Origin of the sequence: Tenacibaculum sp. MAR_2009_124 (assembly GCF_900105455.1) — a bacterium.
GTDB lineage: Bacteria > Bacteroidota > Bacteroidia > Flavobacteriales > Flavobacteriaceae > Polaribacter.
Genome location: NZ_FNSF01000001.1, coordinates 82,737 through 109,008, shown reverse-complemented (window position 1 = coordinate 109,008; position 26,272 = coordinate 82,737). Strand labels below are relative to the sequence as shown.

Sequence of the window (26,272 nt, the reverse complement as noted above, 5' to 3'; positions counted from 1 at the left end):
ACCATATCAATATCTTCTTGAGCAAAATCTAACAACGGAACCATCGATGGAACTATATGCTCCACTTCTGGAGTGATTCCGTTTTCTGGCACTTGATATATTTCAGTATCTGATGAAAGTTTTTCTGCTATTTCTGCAATTGTTGGACTAGCAAAAATATCTTTAACCCCAATATATAAATCAAGTTTTTGTAAACGTGATATTAATTGGATTATTAATAAGCTATGCCCACCTAATTCAAAGAAGTTGTCATAAACTCCCACTTTTTCAATTCCTAATATATCTTGCCAAATCGCAGCAATTTGTTCTTCTGCCCCTGTTCTTGGAGCTACATATGCTTTGGTTGATAAGAGTGATCCATCTAGTTCTGGTAAGGCTTTTCTGTCTAACTTTCCACTAGCGGTTAATGGCATTTCTTCGAGCTCAACCCATAAAGATGGAACCATGTATTCTGGTAAGCTCTCCTTTAACTCGGCTTGAACGTTTTCTTTATTGAACTCTCCATCTACAACAACATATCCTACCAATCGCTTACTTCCTGTAACATCTGCTTTTGCTAGCACACAGCTACTTTGAATCTCTTCGATAGTTGATAAAGCTGTTTCAATCTCTCCTAATTCTATTCTGTATCCACGAACCTTTACTTGAGAATCCTTTCTTCCTACATATTCTAACGTTCCATCAGAGAGCCAGCGGGCTAAATCGCCTGTCTTGTAAATTCTCTCTCCTTCCTTAAATGGATTCGTAATGAATTTTTCATTCGTTAATTCTTCTCGGTTTAAGTATCCTCTTGCTACTCCTTTTCCTCCTACACATAATTCTCCTACAACGCCTGCCGGTAAAAGTTCACTCGATTCACTTAAAATATAAATCTGAGTATTGGCAATCGGACGTCCAATAGTTTGAACTCCGTTGATTTCTCTTTTGATAAAGGTACTATAAGTCGTAGCCTCTGATGGTCCGTATAAATCGTAAATAGACTCTACCGAACTTTCGTTGTAAATACGATCGACCAAACTTGGTAGTAATGGCTCACCTGCTAGGTTGATTGTTTTTACCGCTTCTGGTAATTTTCCTGATTCTAAGACTCCTAGTAAAACACTTGGTACCGTATTGATCAGTGATACAGAAACTTCTGAATCTTCTACTAATGATAATAAGTTATTAACTAATTCAACCTTTGCTCCTGAGGCTAGTGAAGTAAAGATCTCAAAAATCGATAAATCAAAGTTGATTGAAGTACTTGCTAGCATTCCTAAATCCAATGAATCCTTGAAGTTTGAGATTCCCCAGTTTACCAAGTTGAACATATTACCATGTTCAATAAGGACTCCTTTTGGTTTTCCTGTACTTCCTGAAGTATAAATTACATACGCCAGATTCTCTTGTGAGATTGATTGATAACTTAATTTTCTTGTTGAATATTCTGAAATCTGATTCCAATCTGTATCTAAAGCAATGCTGGTGAATCCTTCTTTGTCTTCTAAAGTATCTTGACTTGAAGAATTACTTAATAATAATTCAATTCCAGTGTCTTCTATGATATATTCGATACGTTCTTTTGGGTAATTAGGATCTATTGGAACATAAGCTCCTCCTGATTTTAAAACTCCTAAAATTCCTACAATCATTTCCAAGCTACGCGTCATACAAATTCCTACCAATCCATCTGGTTGAACTCCTTGATTTTGTAAATATCGAGCTACTTGATTTGAACGTTGATCAAGTTCTTTGTATGTTAACGTTTCTCCTTTGTAAACGATAGCAACTTGTTTTGGTGATTGCTTTACCTGATCTGAGAAAAGATCTAAGATGCTTGTATCTGATGGATAGGCTGCATTAGTATCATTGAAAGTATCTAGTAACTGTACTTTTTCTTCTTTTGGTAAAATTACTACATTTTTAACTTTCGCAGTTTCTTCTGAATTCAGCCCTCTTAGTAGTTCCGTTAATGCCTCTTGCATATAACTTAATAATCGGTCTGCTCCGATGCCTCCATCAACCTGAGCTTCTAATCGGAACCCATGTCCGAAATCATCTACATTTAATGTAAGTGGATAATTCGTACGTTCTTGTCCTCCCTTTACTGTTATTCCTAAATCGACCTTATTCCCTTCTTCTTCTTCAGCTACTGCTATTGGAACATGAGAATGACGGAAATTTAATAAAGCGCTGAATAACGGAACTTCATTTGAAACTCCACTCCAATTCTGAATGTTTGATAATGCTGTTTGTTCGTATGGTAATAATTCGTGTAATTGTTGTTTTACACCCTTTACATAGGTTAACATGTTCCCTTCTAAAGAAACGTAAAATGGTAAAGTATTAATAAACAACCCAAGCGCATCTGCTGCACCTAGAGAACCTTGTAAACGTCCTGAAAATAAAGAACCAAATAATGCATACTCTTTGTTACTGCATTTCCCTACAACTAATCCATAAGCTGCATGAAATAATACAGCAGGACTCATTCCTAATTTCAAAGAAACTTCTCGAAGTTGTTTATTCAATTCATCAGAAAGAATCATTCCTGATTCTTCTATATTGCTACCATTCCCTTGTATATCAGTTAAGTCAAAAGGATATGTTGGTTCTTCAATGGTTCCTAAGGACTCAGTAAAATATAACTCGCTATCGTTAACTGCCTGTTGATATAACGTATGTCCAATAAAATCTCTGTACAGAACAGGAGTAGGAAGTGTTTCACTTTTACCTGAAAGGTATGTTTCAATTTCTGATGTTATTTTTTCTAAACCTACATGATCCAATACCAAGTGATGTGCAAATAATAATAAGTAATAGCTGTCATTTTTACTATCGTTTGCAGATTTTAAATCCAATAATGGTGCTTTTGAAACATCCATCCATTGGTTCCCTGGCTCGGTTAATCTATTTAATTCTAATAAAATATCTTTATCATTATCTATTGTCAATTCTTCAACAGATAATTCCGCTTGTTTCAATACAACTTGAACGGCTTTTGGCAAACCTTCGCTTACAATAGCAGTACGCAACACATCATGACGGTTGACTACAAATTGTAAAGCCTCAACAAATAAATCTCTTTTTTCACTACTTGGGAAGGATAAAAGATTCGGTAAAACATACGGATCTCCCTGATCTTTGCCACTCATTAAATAATGAAAATACATTCCTTCTTGTAATGGTGATAATGGATATATGTCTTGAATATTAGAAACACCGCTCGAAATCTTATTTACAACGGCATCTATATCTTCTTGATTAAAATCCAATAACGGTACCATTTCTGGCAAAATGCGATCTATACCTTTTGTAATTCCATTTGCAGGAACTTGATATAACAATGAAGAAGATGTTACTTTTTCACTAATTCCAGCAACTGTCGGGTTTGAAAATATATCCTTTACCTCAACATGATAATCGAACTTTTGTAAACGAGAAATTAATTGAACAACCAATAAACTATGTCCACCTAATTCGAAAAAGTTATCATACACTCCAATTTTTTCAATCCCCAGAATATCTTGCCATACAGCTACCAATTGTGCTTCGGTTTCATTTCGAGGAGCCACGTACTCTTTGCTTGATAAATCTGAACTATCTGGCTCTGGTAAAGATCTTCTGTCTAATTTACCGTTGCTCGTTAATGGCATTTCATCCATTTCCACCCAAATCGATGGAATCATATACTCTGGTAAATGTTGTTTTAATTCTTGTTGAATTATTTCTTTATCAAATTCACCTTCCGAAACAACATATCCTACCAAGTATTTGGTACCACCAACAGTTTCTTTTGCTAATACACAACATTGACTGATAGAGATTAAATTGGATAACGCGTTTTCTATCTCCCCTAGCTCAATTCTATATCCTCGAATCTTAACCTGAGCATCTTTTCTTCCTGCGAATTCAATATTACCATCAGGTAACCATTTCGCTAAATCTCCTGTTTTGTAAAGTTTTTCTCCTTCTTTAAATGGACTTGAAATGAATTTCTCTTGGGTGAGTTCTTCATTGTTTAAGTATCCTCTAGCAACTCCTGCTCCTCCTACAACTAATTCCCCTTCTACTCCTACAGGAACTAAGTTCATTACTGAATCAACGATATAAGCCACTCTGTTCTTTAATGGCTTACCAATTGGAAGATTTTCTTCTGTAATGTCAATAGTGTAAGTCGTTGAAAATGTAGTGTTCTCTGTCGGTCCATATCCATTTATGATTGTTAAGTTCGGATATAGCTCTTTTACTTTATTAGTATAGTTGAACAAAACTATATCTCCTCCAACTAATAAATACTTTAATGAAGCGAAGACGCTAGTATCTTCCTCCACTATTTGATGGAACCATGAAGCAGTCATCCATAATGTAGTAACTTCTTTTTCTTGTAGTACTTCTTTAAAGTTAACTGTGTTTAGTAAAGTATCTTTTGTAGTTAAAACAAGTTCTCCTCCGTTTAATAAGGTTCCCCAATATTCTATTGTGGTTGCATCAAACGAAATTGATCCTGTTGATAACCAAATCGTCTCTGAATTTAGTGCTACATAATCACAACTAGTACTTAAGCTTACAATGTTTTTATGCTCTATTTGAACTCCTTTTGGCTGTCCTGTACTTCCTGAAGTATAAATCACATAAGCTAAATCGTTTGGTGAAATCGTTGTATTTAAATTGTTTGTAGAATATGTTGCTATGAATGTATCCCACTCTTGATCTAGAGCTACGGCTGATATGTTTTTTCTATTTACTAGAGTTTCTTTATTTGACTTACTTGTCAATACCAAACTAATGGTAGCATCGCTTAACATAAACTCAACACGATCTTCTGGATAACTTGCATCTATTGGTACATAGGCACCTCCAGATTTTAACACTCCTAAAATCGCAATGAGTAATTCCAAACCACGATCCATACAAATTCCTACAAATGTATCTGTCTCTACTCCTTGGGCTTTTAAATAATTTGCTAATTGATTTGAACGTTTATCTAATTCCTCATAACTTAAGGTAGTTTCTTCAAAAGTAATTGCTGCTGCACTTGGTGTTTTTCGAGCTTGCTCTTCAAATAACTCAACTACCGATTTCTCTGATGGATACGTTAATTCAGTAGCATTAAAAACCTCTAAAATTTCTAAGGTTTCTTCCTTAGATAAAATCCCTAGACTTTCAATGGAAGTTGTTTCTTCAGTCTCTAGAGCATTTAATATTCCTGTTAACGCTTGTTTCATGTGCCCTAAAACATGATCAGCATCAATATTTCCATCTAGTAAAGTTGTTAATCCAAAATTATCTCCGAAGTCATCAACATTTAAGGTAAATGGATAGTTGGTACGTTCCTTTCCTCCTATTACTGAAATTCCTAAATCTATATCAACAATCTCATTCTTTTCCGAAGGATTCGCTGAATGTCGATAATTCAATAAAGCACTAAATAAAGGGACATCATTAGAAACACCGCTCCAAGCTTGAACATCCGACAATGGTGTTTGCTCATATGGCAATAAATCTTGTAACCTAGCTTTTACAGTTTCAACATATTTAGAAACACTTCCCTTCAGATCCGTCAAGAATGGTAGAGTATTAATGAAGAGTCCTAATGAATCTGCTGCTCCTACCGAACCTTGCAAACGCCCTGAGAATAATGTTCCAAAAATTGCGTAATCTTTATTGCTATATTTTCCAACAACCAATCCGTAAGCTGCGTGAAATAAAACAACTGGGCTCATTCCTAATTTTACAGAAGTTTCACGAAGTGATGTATTTAATTCTGTCGGTAAAATAATAGAGACTTCCTTTATTTCAGTACCATTACCTCTGACATCTGATAAGCCAAATGGATAACTTGGTATTTCGATATTTCCAAATAATTCTTTGAAATATGATGCACTATCATTAATTGACTGCTGATGTAATGTATGCGCTATAAAATCTCTATATAAAACAGGTTCACCTAAACTTGCTGCATTTCCAAGGAGATACATTTCTATCTCTGAAATAACTTTTTCAAGTCCGACGTGATCCGTAATCAAGTGATGTTGGTTAATCACTAAATAATAGTTGTCGTTCGGCAGATCGTCTACGATTTTTAATTCTAGTAACGGACCTTTCGAAACATCCATCCATTGCTTTCCATTGTCAACTAAATCTTTCAATACTGATGAAATATCATCTACAGAATCAAAAGTTAATTCTTCTATTCGAAGCTTAGCAACTCTTTGAACGACCTGTACTGCCTGAGGTAATCCTTCATTTAAAATAGCAGTACGTAAAACATCATGTCTGTTTACTACAAACTGTAATGCTTCTATAAATAAATTACGTTTTTCTTTATCTGTAAAGGATAATAAATTAGGTGTAATATATGGATCCCCTTGTTCCTTATCGCTCATCAAATAATGGAAATACATTCCTTCTTGTAATGGTGATAAAGGGTATATGTCTTGAATGTTTTGCGTTCCTCCTGGGATTTTGGATACTACGGTATCAATATCTTCCTGACTGAATGTTACCAAAGGAATCATATCTGGAGTAATCTGAATAGTATCTTCAGTTATTCCATTTGCAGGTGCCTGATAAACTGTATTTAAAGAAGCTAAGTTTTCACTAATACCCGCTATTGTAGGGTTAGAAAAAATAGTTTTTACGGTAATATGAAAACCTACTTTTTGTAAACGAGAGATCAGCTGAACAATTAATAAACTATGTCCTCCTAGCTCAAAGAAATTGTCATAAACTCCTACTTTCTCAACACCTAATAAATCTTTCCAAATGGAAGCTATTTGCTCTTCTAACTCAGTTCTTGGTGCTATATATTCTTTAGTTGACAAAAGAGACCCATCTAGTTCTGGTAACGCTTTTTTATCAAGTTTTCCAGTACTTGTTAATGGCATTTCCTCTAACTCAACCCATAAAGAAGGCACCATGTATTCTGGTAAACTCTCTTTTAACGCTGCCTGAACTTTTTCTTTATCGAATTTTCCTTCTGCAACTACATATCCTACTAAACGTTTGCTTCCTGTAACATCTTCTTTGGCAAGTACACAACCATTTTGAATCGTTTCAATTGTTGATAATACAGATTCAATTTCTCCTAATTCAATTCTGTATCCGCGAACCTTTACTTGTGAATCTTTTCTTCCTACATATTCTAAAGTTCCATCAGGTAACCAACGAGCTAAATCTCCCGTTTTATAGATTCTATCCCCTTTTTTAAATGGGTTTGGAACGAATTTCTCACGGGTTAATTCTTCTCTATTTAAATATCCTCTAGCAACTCCTTTTCCTCCAATACATAGTTCTCCAATTACACCTTTAGGAAGCAAATTCATTCTAGAATCGGTAATATAAACTTGTGTATTTCCTATGGGTTTTCCAATAGTAATTTGTTCAATTTCTTTAATATCTCTATAAAATGAAATCGTAGAAGTAACTGTTGTTTCTGTTGGTCCATACTCATTGTAAAAAGAATAGTTACCTGTCCAATGTTTCATTAAATCAGGCGTACAAACTTCTCCACCGGCGATAATTCTTTTTAATGAATTTACATCTTTATTTATTGAAAAAGTACTCAACATACTTGGAGTGGCATGAAGATGCGTTACTTCTTCTTGTTGAATGACTTCTACTACCTTAGTAGGATCAATTATTGTTTCTTTGTCTATTAGAACCAATTTACATCCACCCGATAAAGCCATAAATATCTGTTCTACAGAAGCATCGAATATAAAACTTGAAAACTGTAAAATAACGTCACTTGAATCAACACCAAAAGCACCCAACTGACTAACAATAAGATTGATAACATTTTTATGCTCAACCAATACTCCTTTGGGTCTACCTGTGCTACCAGAAGTATAAATAACATAGGCTACACTTTCTGGAGCTATTACTTTCCCTAAAACATTTAAACTCTTGTTAGCAATTGAAGCCCAACTACTATCCAATGCTACGGTAACAATATTTTTTGGAAACTGTACTTTTGATTTAACTTTTTCACTTGTTAATACCAACTTAATATTAGCATCTGCTAACATATAATTAATACGGTCTTCGGGATATTCTGGATCAATTGGAACATAGGCTCCTCCTAATTTTAAAACCCCTAAAATTCCAACCAACATTTCTAAACTTCGATCAATACAAATACCGACCAACGAACCCGATTCTACTTCCTGCTCATCTAAATAATTTGCTAATTGATTCGACCTTTCATCCAGTTGCTTATAACTTAATTCTTCTTCTTGATAAACAACCGCAATTTTTTCAGGTGATTTTTGAACTTGATTTGAAAATAAATCTAATATTGTTTGATTTGTTTCATAAGTTATAGCCGTAGTATTAAACTCCTCTAATAACTGTTGTTTTTCTTCTTTTGATAAGATTTCCGCGTCATCGATTTGAATATTTTCTTCTGAACTCAAGCCTTTTAATAATTCTTCTAAAGCCTGTCTCATATATACTAACACTCTACCCGCATCGATGCTTTTATCTATTTGGATTCCTAAGCCAAAATCAACTCCATAATCATCAACACTTAAGGTAAAAGGGTAATTGGTACGTTCCTGACCTGCTTCAAAATTAATTCCTAAATCAACACCATGACCTTCATTCTTTTCTTCAGATGTTGCATACGAATGACGGAAATTCAATAAAGCACTGAATAATGGAACTTCGTTAGATATTTCACTCCATCCTTGAATTCTAGACAAAGGGGTTTGCTCGTAAGGCATTAATTGTCCTAAGCGCTCCTTAACAAGGTCAACATATTCAGAGATACTTCCTTCTAAAGCTACATAAAAAGGTAAGGTATTAATGAATAATCCCAACGAATCTGCCGCTCCAGAAGAACCTTGCAAACGTCCTGAGAATAATGTTCCAAACAATGCGTAATTCGTATTACTACATTTACTTACTACTAATCCGTAAGCCGCGTGAAACAATACCGCCGGAGTCATTCCTAAATCTAAACTCACTTTTCTAATAGACTCACTTAAATCTTCAGGTAAAACCGTATGTAATTCTTTGATTTCACTTCCAGTTCCTTGAATGTTTGACAGACCGAATGGATAGCTAGGAGTATCTACTCCTGCTAATAAACTCGTGAAATGCGATTCGCTATCATTTGTAGTCTGCTGATATAAGGTATGACCTATAAAATCTCTATATGATACTGGAGTGGGAAGTTTCGTTCCTTCTCCTAATAAGTACATTTCTATTTCAGAAATAACCTTTTCTAATCCAACATGATCTAATATCAAGTGATGTTGATTCACTAATAAATGATAATCATCATTTGCTGTATCATCAATGGATCTCAGTTTTAACAATGGAGCCTCAGATATATCCATCCATTGCTTTCCTGGAGTTCTTAAGCTTTCTATCTCTTTTGAGAAGTCTTTTGATGCATCAATTACTATATGCTCTATAGAAAGTTGTGCTTCTCTTTGTACAACCTGAACAGCTTTTGGTAAGCCTTCACTTAAGAAACATGTTCGTAGTATATCATGTCGATTTACTACAAATTGTAATGCCTCAATGAACATTGCTCTTTTCTCTTTATCAGGAAAGGTCAATAAATTTGGTAAAATATAAGCATCTCCTTCTTGAGCATTGCTCATTAAATGATGGAAATACATTCCTTCTTGTAATGGAGCTAATGGATAAATATCCTCAATGTTTGAAACTCCACCAGAAATTTTTGAGATGACTTTATCAATATCCTCTTGATCGAAATCCAATAGTGGAAGCATTTCTGGTATAATACGATCGGTATCCTTCGTAATTCCATTTGCAGGAACCTGATATACTGAAGCTTCTGAAGATACTTTTTCTGCGATTTCTGCTATGGTTGGGCTAGAGAAAATATCTCTAACTTCAATGTGAAAATCAATCTTTTGTAAGCGAGATATTAATTGAATCACTAATAAACTATGTCCTCCTAACTCAAAGAAATTATCGTAAACTCCTACCTTTTCTAAGCTTAATAATTCTTGCCAAATAATAGCTATTTGAGTTTCTACTTCATTTCTTGGAGCAACATATTCTTTTGTTGACAGTGCAGTTCCATCCGGTTCTGGAAGTGATTTTTTATCTAATTTACCATTTGATGTTAATGGCATTTCTTCTAATTCAATCCATATTTGAGGTACCATATATTCTGGTAAACTCTTCTTTAATTCCGATTGAATTCGTTCTTTATTTAAAACCTCATCTTTAACTATATACCCAATTAAACGTTTGTTTCCTGCACCATCTTCTTTAGCTAAAACACAGCTACTCTGAATTCCAGATACTTTTGATAGAACCGATTCTATTTCTCCTAATTCAATACGATACCCACGAATCTTAACTTGATTATCTTTTCTCCCGATATATTCAATAGTTCCGTCCGGTAACCAACGACCCAAATCTCCTGACTTGTATAAACGAGCTTTGTTATCATCACTAAATGGATTGGAAACAAATCGCTCATTTGTTAAAGCTTCTCTATTCAAATAACCTCTGGCAACTCCACTACCTCCGATACATAATTCTCCTATAACCCCTTGTGGGACAAGATTTAAATAGTCATCTACTATATAACAACTTAATGTAGGAATAGCTGTACCGATTGTACTAACAGAATGGTTAATATCAGCATCAGTAATTTCTTTGTAGGTAACATGAACCGTAGTTTCTGTAATACCATACATATTGATAAGCTTACTATTTGTATACGACTGTTTCCATCTTGCTAAATAACTTGGATTCAATGCCTCTCCTCCAAAAATCACATATCGAATGGTACTTTTGTTGGCTATTGATAAATATTGATCTTGAAGTGTATAAAAAGAACTGGGTGTTTGGTTTAATACCGTAACTCCCTCTTTCATCAATAAATTACTAAACGCCATGGCATCTTTTGTAATTGACTTTGGAACAATTACTAAACGACCTCCAAACAATAATGCTCCATACATTTCCCATACTGAGAAATCAAAACAGAAAGAATGGAATAAGGTCCAAACATCATTTGAATCGAAATCGAACAAACATTCATCATGCTTAAATAAACGAACTACATTTAGATGTTCAATTAAAACACCTTTTGGTTTTCCAGTACTTCCAGAAGTATAAATGACATAGGCTAAATTAGTTGGTGATACTACTTTACTTAACTCCTCAATTGAGTATGATGAAATTGTATCCCAATCTCCATCTAAAGAAAGTGTACTCAACTCAGCTTTATCTTTTAAAACCTCTTTGCTAGCCTCATCACTTAACACCAAGGTAATTCCTGCATCTGTTAAAGTATATTCGATTCTGTCCGCTGGATATGCTGGATCTACTGGAACATAAGCACCTCCAGATTTTAAAATACCAAGGATACCCACAATCATATCGAAGCCTCGTTCTAAACAAATACCTACTAAAGTATCTGGTTCAACTCCTTGCGCTCTTAAATAATGAGCTAATTGATTAGACTTAGCATCTAAATCTTTATAACTTAATTCTTTTCCTTCGAATGTTAATGCAATAGCATTTGGGGCGTTTGCTACCTGCTCTGCAAACAAATCTATAATGGTTAAATTCTCAGGATAATCTACGGATGCTGTTTCATTGAATGATCTTAACAAATGTGCTTCTTCATCCTTAGTCAATAAACCTAAATTATTAATAGGTAACTGAATGTCGTTAACAATACTAACTAATAATTCCCTGTAATGCCTCAACATCTTATCAATTGTAGATTGCTTGAATAAGGCAGTACAATATTCCATATCGATATTAATACTTGCTTCTTCTTCAGATATGGTAATGGTAAGATCGGTCTTCGAAGTTTCTACTTCATACTTATAACCTGAAATTTCAACTGCTCCTAAACTAACTCCTTCTCCCTTTTTCTCTGATATTGAAGGCAAGTTTTGTAATACGAACATTGCCTGATAAAGCGGAGTCATACTCATATCACGAGTAGTTACTATTTCATCAACTACCTTTTCAAAAGGAACTAATTGATGATCATAGGCATCTAACGTAGTATTTTTTATTTCCTTTAAGAATTCTTTAAATGTTGGATTGTCACTTAAATCACTTCGTAATGCTAATGTGTTTACAAAGAAACCAATCATTCCTTCCAAATCGGTTTGTGTACGATTTGCAACTGGTGTTCCAACACAAATATCATCTTGTCCACTATAACGAGACAATAAAACCTTAAATGCTGACAACAACAACATAAATAATGTTACCCCTTCTTGTTGACACAATTCTAGTAACGAATTCTTTAATTTATTATCTAGTATTAATGACGTATTGGCTCCCGCTGTACTTTGTATAGCTGGACGTGCATGATCTAACGGTAATGTTAATGTACTTACATTAGATAGTTTTTCCTTCCAATACAACAATTGAGCTTCTAAAACTTCTCCATCTAAATATTGGCGTTGCCATACGGCATAATCTGAATATTGTAATGTCAACTCTGGAAGAAAAACTGTACGGTTTTCTCTTAAGGCACTGTATAACTCAACAAATTCACTAGTTAAAATACCTGAAGACCAACCATCACTGGCAATATGATGGAAAACACAAGCTAAGATATACTTCTCATTTCCTAAATCATATAAGCAAGAACGTAGCATATAATCTTTCGATAAATCGAAAGGTAAGTTGATGAAAGCTCGAATCTGTTCTTTCAAATTTGCTTCTTCTGAAGTAACTACTTTTTGTAATGACCAATTATCTGAAGTAATCGCTTTTTGATAACCGATTCCATTCTCTTCATAAATTACAGTGCGCAATACTTCATGTCGATCAACGATTGATTGTAATACTTTTTCTACATAGTTGATATTGAGATCGCCTTGTAACTGCATCACAAGTGGAATGTGATATGCCTGGGTACCATCAAGATGATCTAAGAACCAAATTCTATCTTGATTAAACGATAATGGAATTTGTTGAATAAGTTCTCTATCGAATGGTTTTATAGCATTTTTATCAAACCCCTTATATGAAATACTATCGCCATCAAATTTATTTAAGTGCTCAATAATAAGTTCTTTATTAAGCTTTATGTCAACAAGTAAAGCATCATCAATATCTTCATCCTCTGATTTTAAAACCAAAGAACCTTCTTCCAATTCTAATGTAACACCTTTACTTTGTGCCGTTTTAATAATACTTAAAGCCTTATTCATTATATTTTAATTATTTTTTTATAAACTTTATCCGAACTCTCTTTCTCTTTGATCTTTTTATAATCTAAATAAGTCCCTAATTCATCAATACTTACGAAGCTAAATATGTCCTTAATCATAACTTCTATTTTAAACTCTTTACTAATAATTGACACTAGGCGAGTAACCAATAAACTGTTCCCTCCTAACTCAAAGAAATTATCATAGACTCCTATTTTTTCAACCTCCATTAATTCTTGCCAAATGGCTACTAATTTTTCTTCAGTTTCATTTCTAGGTGCTATGTAATCCCTACTCGATAAATCAGATCGATTTGGTTCTGGTAAGCCTCTTCTATCTAATTTACCATTGCTTGTTAATGGCATCTCATCCATTTCTACCCAAATCAATGGAACCATGTGATCTGGTAAATATTCTTTGAGTTCTAATTGAATTGCTTCTTTATCAAAAGTATTTTCCGAAACTACATATCCAACCAAATGTTTGGTTCCATTAGCGGTTTCTTTTGCCAATACACAACATTGACTAATTGAATTTAAATTTGACAAGGTGTTTTCTATTTCGCCTAATTCAATTCTATATCCTCGAATCTTAACCTGAGCATCTTTCCTTCCCACAAATTCAATGTTCCCGTCGGGTAACCATTTCACTAGATCGCCTGTTTTATAAAGTCTTTCTCCCTCTTTAAATGGACTCTCTACGAACTTTTCTTTGGTTAATTCTTCGTTATTCAAGTACCCTCTAGCTACTCCTTCTCCTCCAACTACTAATTCTCCTTCAACCCCTACTGGAACCAAGTTCATCTCCGAATCGACGATATAAGCAACTCTGTTCTTTATTGGCTTACCGATTGGAAGTGTTTTATTTGTGATTTCAATAGTATAGGTCGTTGAAAAAGTTGTGTTTTCTGTAGGCCCATACCCATTAATAATTCTTAACTCGGGATACAGCTCATTAATCTTGTTGGTATAGTTGAATAGTACCACATCTCCCCCAACTAATATGTTTTTTAATGAAGCAAAAAGACCAGCATCCTCCTCCACTAATTGATGGAACCACGAAGCAGTCATCCATAATGTAGTTACTTCTTTTTCCTCGATTAATCTTTTTAAACTTGCGGTTTGTAATAAAGTTTCTGTAGTGGTTAAAACTAATTCTCCTCCGTTAAGTAAAGTTCCCCAATACTCTATGGTAGTTGCGTCGAATGAAATTGACCCCGTTGATAACCAAACCATTTCTGAGTTCAGATCGACATAATCACAACTAGTACTTAAACTAACAATGTTTTTATGTTCGATTTGAACTCCTTTTGGCTGTCCTGTACTTCCTGAAGTGTAGATCACATAAGCTAAATCATTTGATGAAATAGTTGTATCTAAACTGTTTTCTGAATAGGTTGCAATCAATTCATTCCACTGTTGATCTAAAGAAACAATAGATATATTATCTCTACCTTTTAATACTTCAGTATTCGCTTGGCTTGTCAAGACCAAATTAATTGTTGCATCGCTTAACATATACTCAATACGATCTTGTGGGTAACTTGGATCGATAGGTACATAAGCACCTCCCGATTTTAAGACTCCTAAAATCGAAACAAGTAACTCCAAGCTACGGTCCATACAAATTCCAATAAACGTATCTTTTTGTGCTCCTTGTTCTTGTAAATAATGTGCTAACTGATTTGAACGCTTGTCCAATTCTTGATAAGTCAAAGTGGTTCCTTCAAACGAAATCGCAGCCGAATTTGGTTTTTTTACTGCTTGTTCTTCAAATAATCCCACAACCGATTTATCGGATGGATACGATAATTCAGTAGCATTAAATACTTCTAATATTTCTGATTTTTCTTCTTGAGATAAAATATTTAAACTTATCACTGGATCTTTTACCTCTTCCTTTAATCCTTTTAATAAACTCGTTAAAGCTTCTTGCATGTACGCTGATACCAGTTCGGCATCTGTACCTTCTTTTATCTGAGCTGTTAAACCAAAGCTTTCTCCAAAATCATCTACATTTAACGTAAATGGATAATTCGTTCTCTCATCTCCTCCAATAACTTCCAATCCTAAATCAATTACTTCATCACCTTCCGTTTCTTCTGTTCCTAAATGAGAATGACGATAATTTAATAAGGCACTGAAAAAGGCTACCTCGTTAGAAATACCACTCCAACCTTGAATACTCGATAATGGAGTTTGCTCGTATGGCAATAGTTCATTCAAATATTGCTTAACCATACCAATGTACTCAGCAACATTCCCTTCTAAAGAAATATAAAAAGGTAAGGTATTGATAAATAATCCCAGTGAATCAGCTGCACCTATAGCTCCTTGTAAGCGTCCTGAAAATAAAGAACCAAATAGCGCATAATCAGAATTACTACACTTACCAATAACTAAACCATAAGCCGCATGGAATAATACTGCAGGACTCATTCCTAGAGAAGTACTCACTTCTCGTATTTCAGTATTCAAAGCTTCCGATAAAAGTACGTTTGACTCTTTTATTTCATTTGCATTTACTTTGGTATTGGATAAATTAAAAGGATATGTTGGTTCTTCAATATCCGCCAATAAGCCTTTGAAATATGATTGACTATTATTAGTTCCTTGGGAATGTAATGTATGACCAATAAAATCTCTGTATAATACTGGTGTTGAAAGATGAGCTTCTTGACCAGATAAGTACATTACTATTTCTGATACTATTTTCTCCATTCCAACATGATCCAACACCAAGTGATGTTGATTAACTATTAAATAATAACAATCATTTACCTTGTCGTATGCTGATTTTAATTGTAACAATGGAGCATTTGAAACATCCATCCATTGACTTCCTGGAGAAGTTAACTTCTCTAATTCAGATAAAACATCTGTTGTATTTTCAAATACTAATTCTTCTATTGATAATTTTGCTTTTCTCTTTACTACTTGTACTGCCTTTGGTATATTTTCATTTATAAAACAAGTACGTAAAACATCATGTCTGTCCACCACAAACTGAAGCGCTTCAATAAAAGAGTTACGTTTTTCCTTGTCTTTAAAAGATAAAAGATTTGATAAAACATACGAATCCCCTTGCTTTTTATCACTCATTAAATGGTGGAAAAAGATCCCTTCTTGTAATGGTGATAACGGATAAATATCTTGAATGTTTGCAATTCCTTCAGGAACCTTCGAAACTACCGTATCGATATCTTCTTGACTAAATTCTAATAAAGGAACCATAGCTGGTACGATATACTCTGTATCATCTAGAATTCCGTTGACAGGTACTTGATACCTTGGAGTATCGGATAATAATTTTTCTGCTATTTGTGCTATCGTTGGATTTGAAAAGATGTCTTTAACCTCAATGTATAAATCAAGCTTTTGTAAACGTGATATTAATTGAACCACAAGTAAACTATGTCCTCCTAATTCAAAGAAATTATCATAAACTCCAACTTTCTCTACTCCTAATATATCTTGCCAAATCGTAGCTATTTGTGATTCAACCACAGTTCTTGGAGCTATATATTCTTTGGTTGATAATAGTGAGCCGTCAAGTTCTGGCAGGGATTTTCTATCTAACTTTCCACTAGCAGTTAATGGCATTTCTTCTAACTCAATCCATAAACTAGGAACCATGTATTCTGGTAAGCTCTCCTTTAACTCGGCTTGAACGTTTTCTTTATTGAACTCTCCATCTACAACAACATATCCTACCAATCGCTTACTTCCTGTGACATCTGCTTTGGCTAGTACACAACTACTTTGAATCTCTTCGATAGTTGATAAAGCTGTTTCAATCTCTCCTAATTCTATTCTATATCCTCTGACTTTTACTTGAGAATCCTTTCTTCCTACATATTCTAAAGTTCCATCAGATAACCAGCGGGCTAAATCACCTGTCTTGTAAATTTTTTCTCCTTCCTTAAATGGATTTGAAATGAACTTTTCATTCGTTAATTCTTCTCGGTTTAAATATCCTCTCGCTACTCCTTTTCCTCCTACACATAATTCTCCTACAACACCTACTGGTAGTAGTTCATACGATTCACTTAAAATATATATTTGAGTATTGGCTATCGGACGTCCAATGGTTTGAGCTCCGTTGATTTCTCTTTTGATAAAGGTACTATAGGTAGTTGCTTCTGATGGTCCGTATAAATCATAAATAGACTCTACCGAACTTTCGTTGTAAATACGATCTACTAAACTTGGTAGTAATGGCTCTCCTGCTAGGTTAATGGTTTTTACCGCTTCTGGTAATTTTCCTGATTCTAAGACTCCTAGTAAAACACTTGGTACCGTATTGATCAGTGATACAGAAACTTCTGAATCTTCTACTAGTGATAATAAATTATCAACTAACTCAATCTTTGCTCCTGATGCTAGTGAAGTAAATATTTCAAAAATTGATAAATCAAAATTGATCGAAGTACTTGCTAGCATTCCTAAATCTAGTGAATCCTTGAAGTTTGAGATTGCCCAGTTTACCAAGTTGAACATGTTACCATGTTCAATGAGCACTCCTTTTGGTTTTCCTGTACTTCCTGAGGTATAAATTACATACGCCAGATTATCTTGTGAGATTGATTGATAGCTTAATTTTCTTGTTGAATACTCCGAAATCTGATTCCAATCTGTATCTAAAACAATGCTGATTAATCCTTCTTTGTCTTCTAAAGCATTTTGACTTGCTGCATTACTTAATAATAATTCAATTCCAGTGTCTTCTATGATATATTCAATTCGCTCTTTTGGATAGTTCGGATCGATTGGGACATAGGCTCCTGCCGATTTTAAAACTCCTAAAACACCTACGATCATCTCCAAGCTGCGAGTCATACAAATTCCTACCAATCCATTTGGCTGAACTCCTTGAGCCTTTAAATAACGTGCCACTTGATTCGAACGTTGATCTAATTCCCTATAACTTAATACTTCTCCTTTATAAACAACAGCAACTTGTTTTGGTGATTTCTTCACTTGATCTGAGAAGACATCTAATATTGTTTGTTCTAATGGAAACTCAACATGAGTATTATTGAAAGTATCTAATAATTGTTGCTCTTCTTCCTTTGGTAAAATTACTGTACTGCTAACCTCTAAAGCTTCTTCCGAGTTTAAGCCTTTTATTAATTGTTCTAAGGCTTCTTGCATATACTCTGCAACACGAGCTGCATCAATATGTTCCTCAATCTGCGCCGTTACCCCGAAGTCAACTCCATAATCATCAACATTTAAGGTAAATGGGTAATTCGTTCGCTCATGACTGCCTATTTTTTCTATTCCTAAATCTACTGTTTCTGTTTCTGTTTCTTCTTCATTTGATGATGGAATAGCACTATGACGGAAGTTTAATAAAGCGCTAAATAAAGGAATTTCATTCGACACACCACTCCAAGCTTGAATATGAGATAATGGAGTCTGCTCATAAGGCAATAAATTCGCTAATTGTTGTTTTACCTTTTCTACATATTCGGTAATTGTTCCCTCTAATGCGATATAAAATGGTAAGGTGTTAATGAATAATCCCAACGAATCTGCTGCTCCAGTTGAACCTTGTAAACGTCCTGAAAATAAAGACCCGAAAATAGCATAATCCATGTTACTGCATTTTCCTATTACCAAACCATAGGCTGCATGGAACAAGGTTGCTGGACTCATTCCTATTCTCATACATGTATTGCGAATTTCCTTACTCAATTCTTGTGGTAAGATAAGTCCCGATTCTTTTATAGATGCCCCAGTAGTATGAATATTTGATAAATTGAATGGGTAACTCGGAGTATCAATACTTCCTAATAAATTCGTAAAGTAAGAGGCACTATCATTGGTAGCTTGTTGATGAAGTGTATGCCCGATAAAATCTCTATACAACGCTGGTTTTGACAAAACTGATGTATCTCCAGTTAAATAGGCACCAATCTCTTCAATAATTTTCTCTACTCCGACATGGTCAAATGTTAAGTGATGTTCTAATAAAACCAGATAATACGTGTCGTTTTTAACGTCATCAGCAGATTGTAATTTCAACAAAGGTGCTTTTGAAACATCCACCCATTGATTTCCTGGAGTTGTAAGTAATTTTAATTCCGATAAAACATCTTTAGAAGGATCTAACTTTAAATATTCTAAAGATAGTTCCGCTTGTCTGAGTACTACTTGAACCGCTTTCGGCAATCCTTCACTGATAACGAAGGTGCGCAACACATCATGACGATCTACCACAAACTGTAAACCTTTTATAAAAACGTCTCTATTTTCTTTACTTGGAAATGATAATAGATGAGGTAAAACATATGGATCTCCCTCCTCCTGATTACTCATTAAATGATGGAAATAAATTCCTTCTTGTAATGGAGATAACGGATACATATCTTCAATATTCGAAACTCCTCCTTCTACGCTATTTACAATCTTATCTAAGTCTTCCTGTTCAAAATCTAGTAAAGGAACCATTGATGGAAGAACACGGTCTATATCTTCAGTAATTCCATTGGCTGGAACTTGGTATATTGTTGCTCCTGATAGTAATTTCTCACTCATTGATGCAATGGTTGGGTTTGAGAAAATATCCTTTACGGAGATATGATAATCAATTTTCTGTAATTGAGAAATTAATTGGATTATCAATAAACTATGTCCTCCTATTTCAAAGAAATTATCATAAACGCCAATATTTTCTACTCCCAATAGTTCTTGCCAAATATCAGCTATTTGAACTTCTGTTTTATTTCTTGGAGCTACGTATGTTGCCGTTGATAATAGTGAGTCATCGGGTTCAGGCAATGCTTTTTTATCTATTTTACCATTTGCAGTTAGTGGCATTTCGTCCAATTCTACCCACAAGGCAGGAACCATGTATTCTGGTAAGACATTTAATAAATCACCTTGAACTCTTTCTTTGTCTAATTCGGCTTCCATTACTACATAACCTACTAAACAGTTTATTCCATTAGCGTCTTTTTTAACTAATACACAGCTGTTTTGAACTCCAGAAATAATAGATAAAGCATTTTCGATTTCTCCTAGTTCAATGCGATACCCTCTTATTTTTACTTGATCATCTGAACGACCTACAAATTCGATAGTTCCATCCGGTAACCAACGCCCTAAATCGCCTGTTTTGTACAGTCTTCCGCCTTCTGATTTAAATGGATTTTCTATGAATTTTTCCTTGGTAAGCTCCTCTCTGTTCAAATATCCACGACCAACTCCAATACCTGCTGTCCATAATTCTCCTACAACTCCAATTGGACTTAAGTTACCAAAGCTATCTACCACATATACATCCATGTTTGCTACTGGCTTTCCGATTGGAACTACAATTCCTGTCGGAGATTCACTCATGATATGGAGAGTGATATCATCTGAAGCTTCTGCTGGTCCATAAGCATTCACTACTGGAACATTTGGATATAATGAGAACCATTTATCTAATAATGATTTCGTGGCAGCTTCTCCAGTTACTAAGAAATAAGCCAAATTAGATAAACCTGGAACTACTTCACTATTTTCTAATATGCTCGTAACATATGATGGAACTAACTGAAGGTGACTTACTTTATTAGTAACTAAAGAAGTTTGGAATTTATTAATAGCTAAAAGATCCTCCTCTGTGTATATTGCTATTTGTCCTCCACATAACAGTCCACTCAACATTTGCCAAACCGAAATATCAAAAGTAAACGGAGCAGTAAAGGCTACTGTACTATTACTATCCATTTTCAACTCATCAATCATGATGAACAAGTGGTTTAATAATCCAACATGTTCTATCATTGCTCCCTTAGGCAATCCCGTACTTCCCGAAGTATAAATTACATAGGCTAAATCCGTTGGATTATAAACTCTTTCTAATGGCTTAATTGAATAATTTATACGTATCTCTGGATCATCTAATAGTACTAAGTCAATGTTTTCGGGAGAAGATAAAACAAGCTTACTTTCTGCATTTGTTACCACTAAAGAATTTCCTAAGTCTTCTAGAATATAGGCAATACGACTCTGCGGGAAATCTGGTTTCATAGGCACATAGGCAGCTCCCGATTTTAAGATACCTAACACTCCAATCAGCATATCTAAATTACGTTCCAAACAAATACCAACCATAGTATTTGGTGCAACTCCTTTCTCTATTAGACAATTTGCTAGCTGGTTAGAACGTTTATCTAATTCTTCATAAGTTATTTTCTGATCTTCATAAACTGCTGCAATAGCTTCTGGAGATTTTTGAACTTGATCGACAAATAAGTCTATAAATGTTTTATCTAATGGATAGTCAATTGAAGTATCATTAAAAACTTCTAATAATTGACTTTCTTCTATATCTGGTAAAATATTTAACTCCGAAACGGCTACATCTTTTTCGGATTTTAATCCTTTTAATAAACCTTTAATCGCCTCTTCTATGTACAAAAGGAAGTTATCGGCATTTATATTACCATCTATTTGAGACTTTAATCCAAACTCAAGACCATAATCATCGATATCTATCGAAAGTGGGTAATTCGTGCGCTCATTCGCTTCTATCAAACTTAATTCTAAATCAACCATATCGGTTACTTCTTCCTCCGATCCCATGGCAGAGTGACGATAGTTTAATAAAGCACTAAATAATGGAACTTCGTTAGAGACTCCACTCCAACCTTGAACGGATGACAACGGAGTTTGCTCGTGTGAAAGTAAGTCTCCTAAAGACTTTTTAACTTCCGAAATATATTCTGGTACACTTCTATCTAAGTTTGTATAAAATGGTAACGTATTTATAAAAAGTCCTAATGAGTCTACTGATCCTAAACTTCCTTGCAAACGTCCTGATAATAATGAACCAAAAAGAGCATAATCTGTATTACTACATCTTCCTATTACTACCCCGAATGCAGCATGAAATAACACCGCTGGACTTATCCCCAATTGAATACTTGTACTTCGAACTTCTTTACTTAACTCTTCCGATAATACAATATGAGATTCCTTAATATTACTACCATTTCCTTGAATATCTGATAATCCGAATGGATAGGTAGACTCATTAATATCTCCTAATATTTTTTTGAAATAAGATTCACTATTATTTGTTTCTTGAAGATGTAATGTATGTCCAATAAAATCTCTGTATAATACAGGTTTAGAAAGGCTTGATTCCTTTCCTGATATATAAAGTTCTATCTCTGATATTATTATTTCTAACCCGACATGATCAAATATTAAATGATGTTGGTTAATCCATAAATAATAATTTCCGTTCTTCTTATCATCAACCAATTTTAACTTTAACAAAGGGGCTTTAGATGCATCCATCCATTGACTTCCTTCTGTTAATCTTTTTAATTCAGATAGAACATCTTTGTCACTATCAATAACAATTTCTTCTAGTGATAATGCCACTTCTCTTTGTACAACTTGAATTGCTCTTGGCAAATTTTCACTAAGAACAGAGGTACGTAATACATCATGACGATTCACAACAAATTGTAGTGCTTCTATAAACAACGAACGTTTTTCTTCTTCTTTGAACGATAGTAAGTTTGATAAAACATAAGGATCTCCTTGTTCCTTATCGCTCATTAAATAATGGAAATACATTCCTTCCTGTAAAGGTGATAAAGGGTAAATATCTTGAATATTAGAAACACCCCCTGGAACCTTTGAAACGACAGTATCTACATCCTCTTGACTAAAATCTAACAAAGGAAGCATTTCAGGAACAATACGATTTGTATCGCTCTTGATTCCATTCTCAGGAACTTTATAAACAGGGCTTTCTAGTGATACTTTTTCGGCTATCGCCGCAATTGTAGGATTCGAGAAAATATCTTTTACAGTTATATAGAATCCGTTTTTTTGCAATTGAGCGATCAATTGAACAACCAACAAACTATGACCACCTAACTCAAAGAAATCATCGTGAACTCCAATTTTCTCAACTTTCAATAGTTCTTGCCAAATTGTAACCAATTGTTCTTCTATCTCATTCCTTGGAGCTAAGTATTCGGCAGTTGACAAATCGGTACTATCAGGTTCCGGTAACGACTTTCTATCTAATTTACCATTAGATGTTAATGGTAATGAATCTAGCTGAACCCATAAATTTGGCACCATATAATCTGGTAAACTTTCTCTTAACTCAGCGTGAATATTTTCTTTAATAAATTCACCATCTACAACAACATAACCTACTAAACGTTTATTTCCTTCTGCATCCTCTTTTGCTAATACACAAGATTGATTAATTGTTTGTAGTGATGATAATGTATTTTCAATTTCTCCTAGTTCTATTCTATACCCACGTATTTTAACTTGATGGTCTTTTCTTCCGATGAACTCAATATTTCCATCTGGTAACCATCTCGCTAAATCGCCTGTCTTATACAAACGATCTCCATCTTTAAATGGACTATCAAGAAATTTTTCATCTGTTAAATCTTGGTTATTTAAATAACCTCTAGCTACTCCAGATCCTCCCAATAATAATTCTCCAACAATACCTATTGGAGATAATTTCATGTCATTCCCTACAATATAAGCGTAACTGTTTTTGATAGGTTTTCCAATTGGAATTGCTTTTTGAGTAGTTTCAATTGAATAGGTCGTTGAAAAGGTGGTGTTTTCTGTTGGACCATACCCGTTGATAATTGTTAATTCGGGATATAATTCTTTCAGTCTGTTTGTGAATGCAAACAAAACAACATCTCCTCCCACTAATAAGTACTGTAATGATTCGAAAACACTTGAATCTTCTTCAACAACTTGATGAAACCACGAGGCGGTCATCCATAATGTTGTCACCTTTTTCGCTAAGATTAGTTCTTTTAAACTTACAGTATTTAATAAGGTTTCCGAAGTTGTTAGTACCAATTCTCCTCCGTTCAATAATGTTCCCCAATATTCAATTGTTGTAGCATCAAAAGAAATAGATCCTGTCGATAACCATTTTGTTTTAGTATCTAAATAAACATAATCGCAACTTGTTGCTAAACTAACGACACTTTTGTGTTCAATTTGCACTCCTTTCGGTCTTCCTGTACTTCCAGAAGTATAAATAACATAGGCTAAATTAGTAGACGTTATATCTTTATTTAAACTTGTAGTCGGATGTTCTGCTATTAAGTTCCAATTACTATCTAAAGAAACTATGGACAATTTTTTTCTTACCTCAAATATCTTACTGGTAATTTCACTCACTAATACCAAATCAATACTGGCATCGCTTAACATATAATCGATTCGTTCTTCTGGATATTCAGAATCAATAGGTACATAAGCCTCTCCTGATTTTAAAATTCCAAGGATTCCAATGATCATTTCAATACTACGATCCATACAAATTCCTATATAGGAATTTGCTCCTGCTCTTTGTGTTGTTAAATAATGAGCTAATTGGTTTGAACGTTGATCTAACTCTTTATACGTTAGTGTTTCTTTTCCAAAAGAAACTGCAATCGCTGAAGGATTTTTTTCTACCTGTGATTCAAATACTTCAATTATTGATTCATTTTCTGGATACTCTAAAAACGTTTCGTTGAAATCCTGCAGTAGTTTAGTCTCTTCATCTTTTGTGATAACTGATAACTCTTTAACCGGTTGGTCTATATCTTTTATAATGCTTCTCAATAATTCTTGATAATGAGTCAGCATTCGGTTAATCGTAGCTTCATTGAATAAGTCTGTACAATACTCTAACCCTAAAGAAATTTCTATGTTTTCTTCAGAAACGTGCATTGTAAGATCAAATTTTGAGGTTGTTTTTTCAACTTCAAATCCTGAAAGAACAACTCCATCAATTTCCGTTTCGGAACCTGAAGAAGTATTCTCTAGCGCAAACATTACCTGAAATAATGGGTTTGTACTAACATCACGAGTTTTAACTACTCTATCTACAACTCTTTCAAAAGGAGCCAATTGGTTATCGTAAGACGCTAATGTTGTTCGTTTTACTTGATTTAACAATTCCCTAAAACTTGGGTTTTCACTCAAATCACTTCGTAAAGCCAAAGTGTTCACGAAGAAACCAATCATTCCTTCTAACTCAGCTTGCGTTCGATTCGCTACTGGAGTTCCAACACTTATATCGTCTTGACCGCTGTAACGAGATAACAATACCTTAAAAGCAGATAACATTAACATGAATATGGTTACTCCTTCTTGTTGACATATTACTTTTAATGAGGAACTTATTTCTTTATCTAACCTTAATGGAATATAAGCCCCTCTTGTGCTTTGGATTGCTGGACGAGCATAATCTGTTGGTAATTCAAGAGTGCTTACCCCTTTTAGTTTTTCTTGCCAATACGACAATTGATTCTCTAAAACTTCACCTTCCAAATACGTACGTTGCCACATGGCATAATCGGTATATTGAAGTGTTAATTCTGGAAGTTTTGGTTTTCTATTCAAACGTAGAGAGCTATATAACTCAACAAACTCTCCAACTAAAATGTTTGATGACCATCCGTCACTAGCTATGTGATGAAAAACACATGCTAATACGTACTTATTGTTGTCTAAATCGTATAGACAAGCTCTTAACTTATAATGATTTGATAAATCAAATGGAATATTAATGTAATCATGTAATGTAGTTTTTGTTAATTCTTCTTGTGTTATTTTTACTTGATCTAATGACCAATTTTCTTCGCTTATCACTTCTTGATACCCAACTCCTTCAATAGACATTAAATTTGTTCGAAGTACTTCATGTCTAGAGACAATTGTTTTTAATGATTCTTCAAGTGCTGGTATATCTAAATCGCCTTCCAAACGAATTACAGAAGGTAAATGATATGTTAAGGTTTCTTCAAATTGATCTAAGAACCATAAACGATCCTGACTAAATGATAAAGGTATTCTTTCAACCGTTTTTCTATCAAATGGTTTTATACTTTCTAATAATGTTCTTTTGGAATCTTTTTTCCCATATTTTTCTTGCAATCCATTAGCATTCTCGCCTAGATACTTTTTTAAATGGTCTATAATCAACTGCTTATTACTCTTAATTTCTAAAAGCAATTCTTGACTGACTCTTTTATTTGATTTGACACTTAGTGATCCATCTTTTAATATCAACTTTACACCTTGTCCGTTTAGTCTTTGAAAAAAACTTAATAAATCCAT

2 protein-coding genes (1 of these 2 running past the window's edge) are annotated in these 26,272 nt (G+C 34.2%); both read right to left on the bottom strand.

The features are described 5' to 3' along the window. A protein-coding gene (locus BLW23_RS00150) for a non-ribosomal peptide synthetase (protein WP_093667235.1) crosses the window boundary here: on the bottom strand, nucleotides 1–13,160 show its 5' end (the start). It extends 22,618 nt beyond the left edge of the window; only the first 13,160 of its 35,778 coding nucleotides appear in the window; it begins with the start codon at nucleotides 13,158–13,160; its stop codon lies off the left edge, out of view. Further along, nucleotides 13,160–26,272, bottom strand: coding sequence for a non-ribosomal peptide synthetase (locus BLW23_RS00145; RefSeq protein ID WP_093667234.1), 13,113 nt, complete (start codon nucleotides 26,270–26,272; stop codon nucleotides 13,160–13,162). Before BLW23_RS00145 ends, BLW23_RS00150 begins: the two co-directional genes overlap by 1 nt.

Excerpts from the sequence above, each read along its gene's own strand:
- BLW23_RS00145 (WP_093667234.1), bottom strand. The coding sequence starts at position 26,272 with ATGGATTTATTAAGTTTTTTTCAAAGACTAAACGGACAAGGTGTAAAG.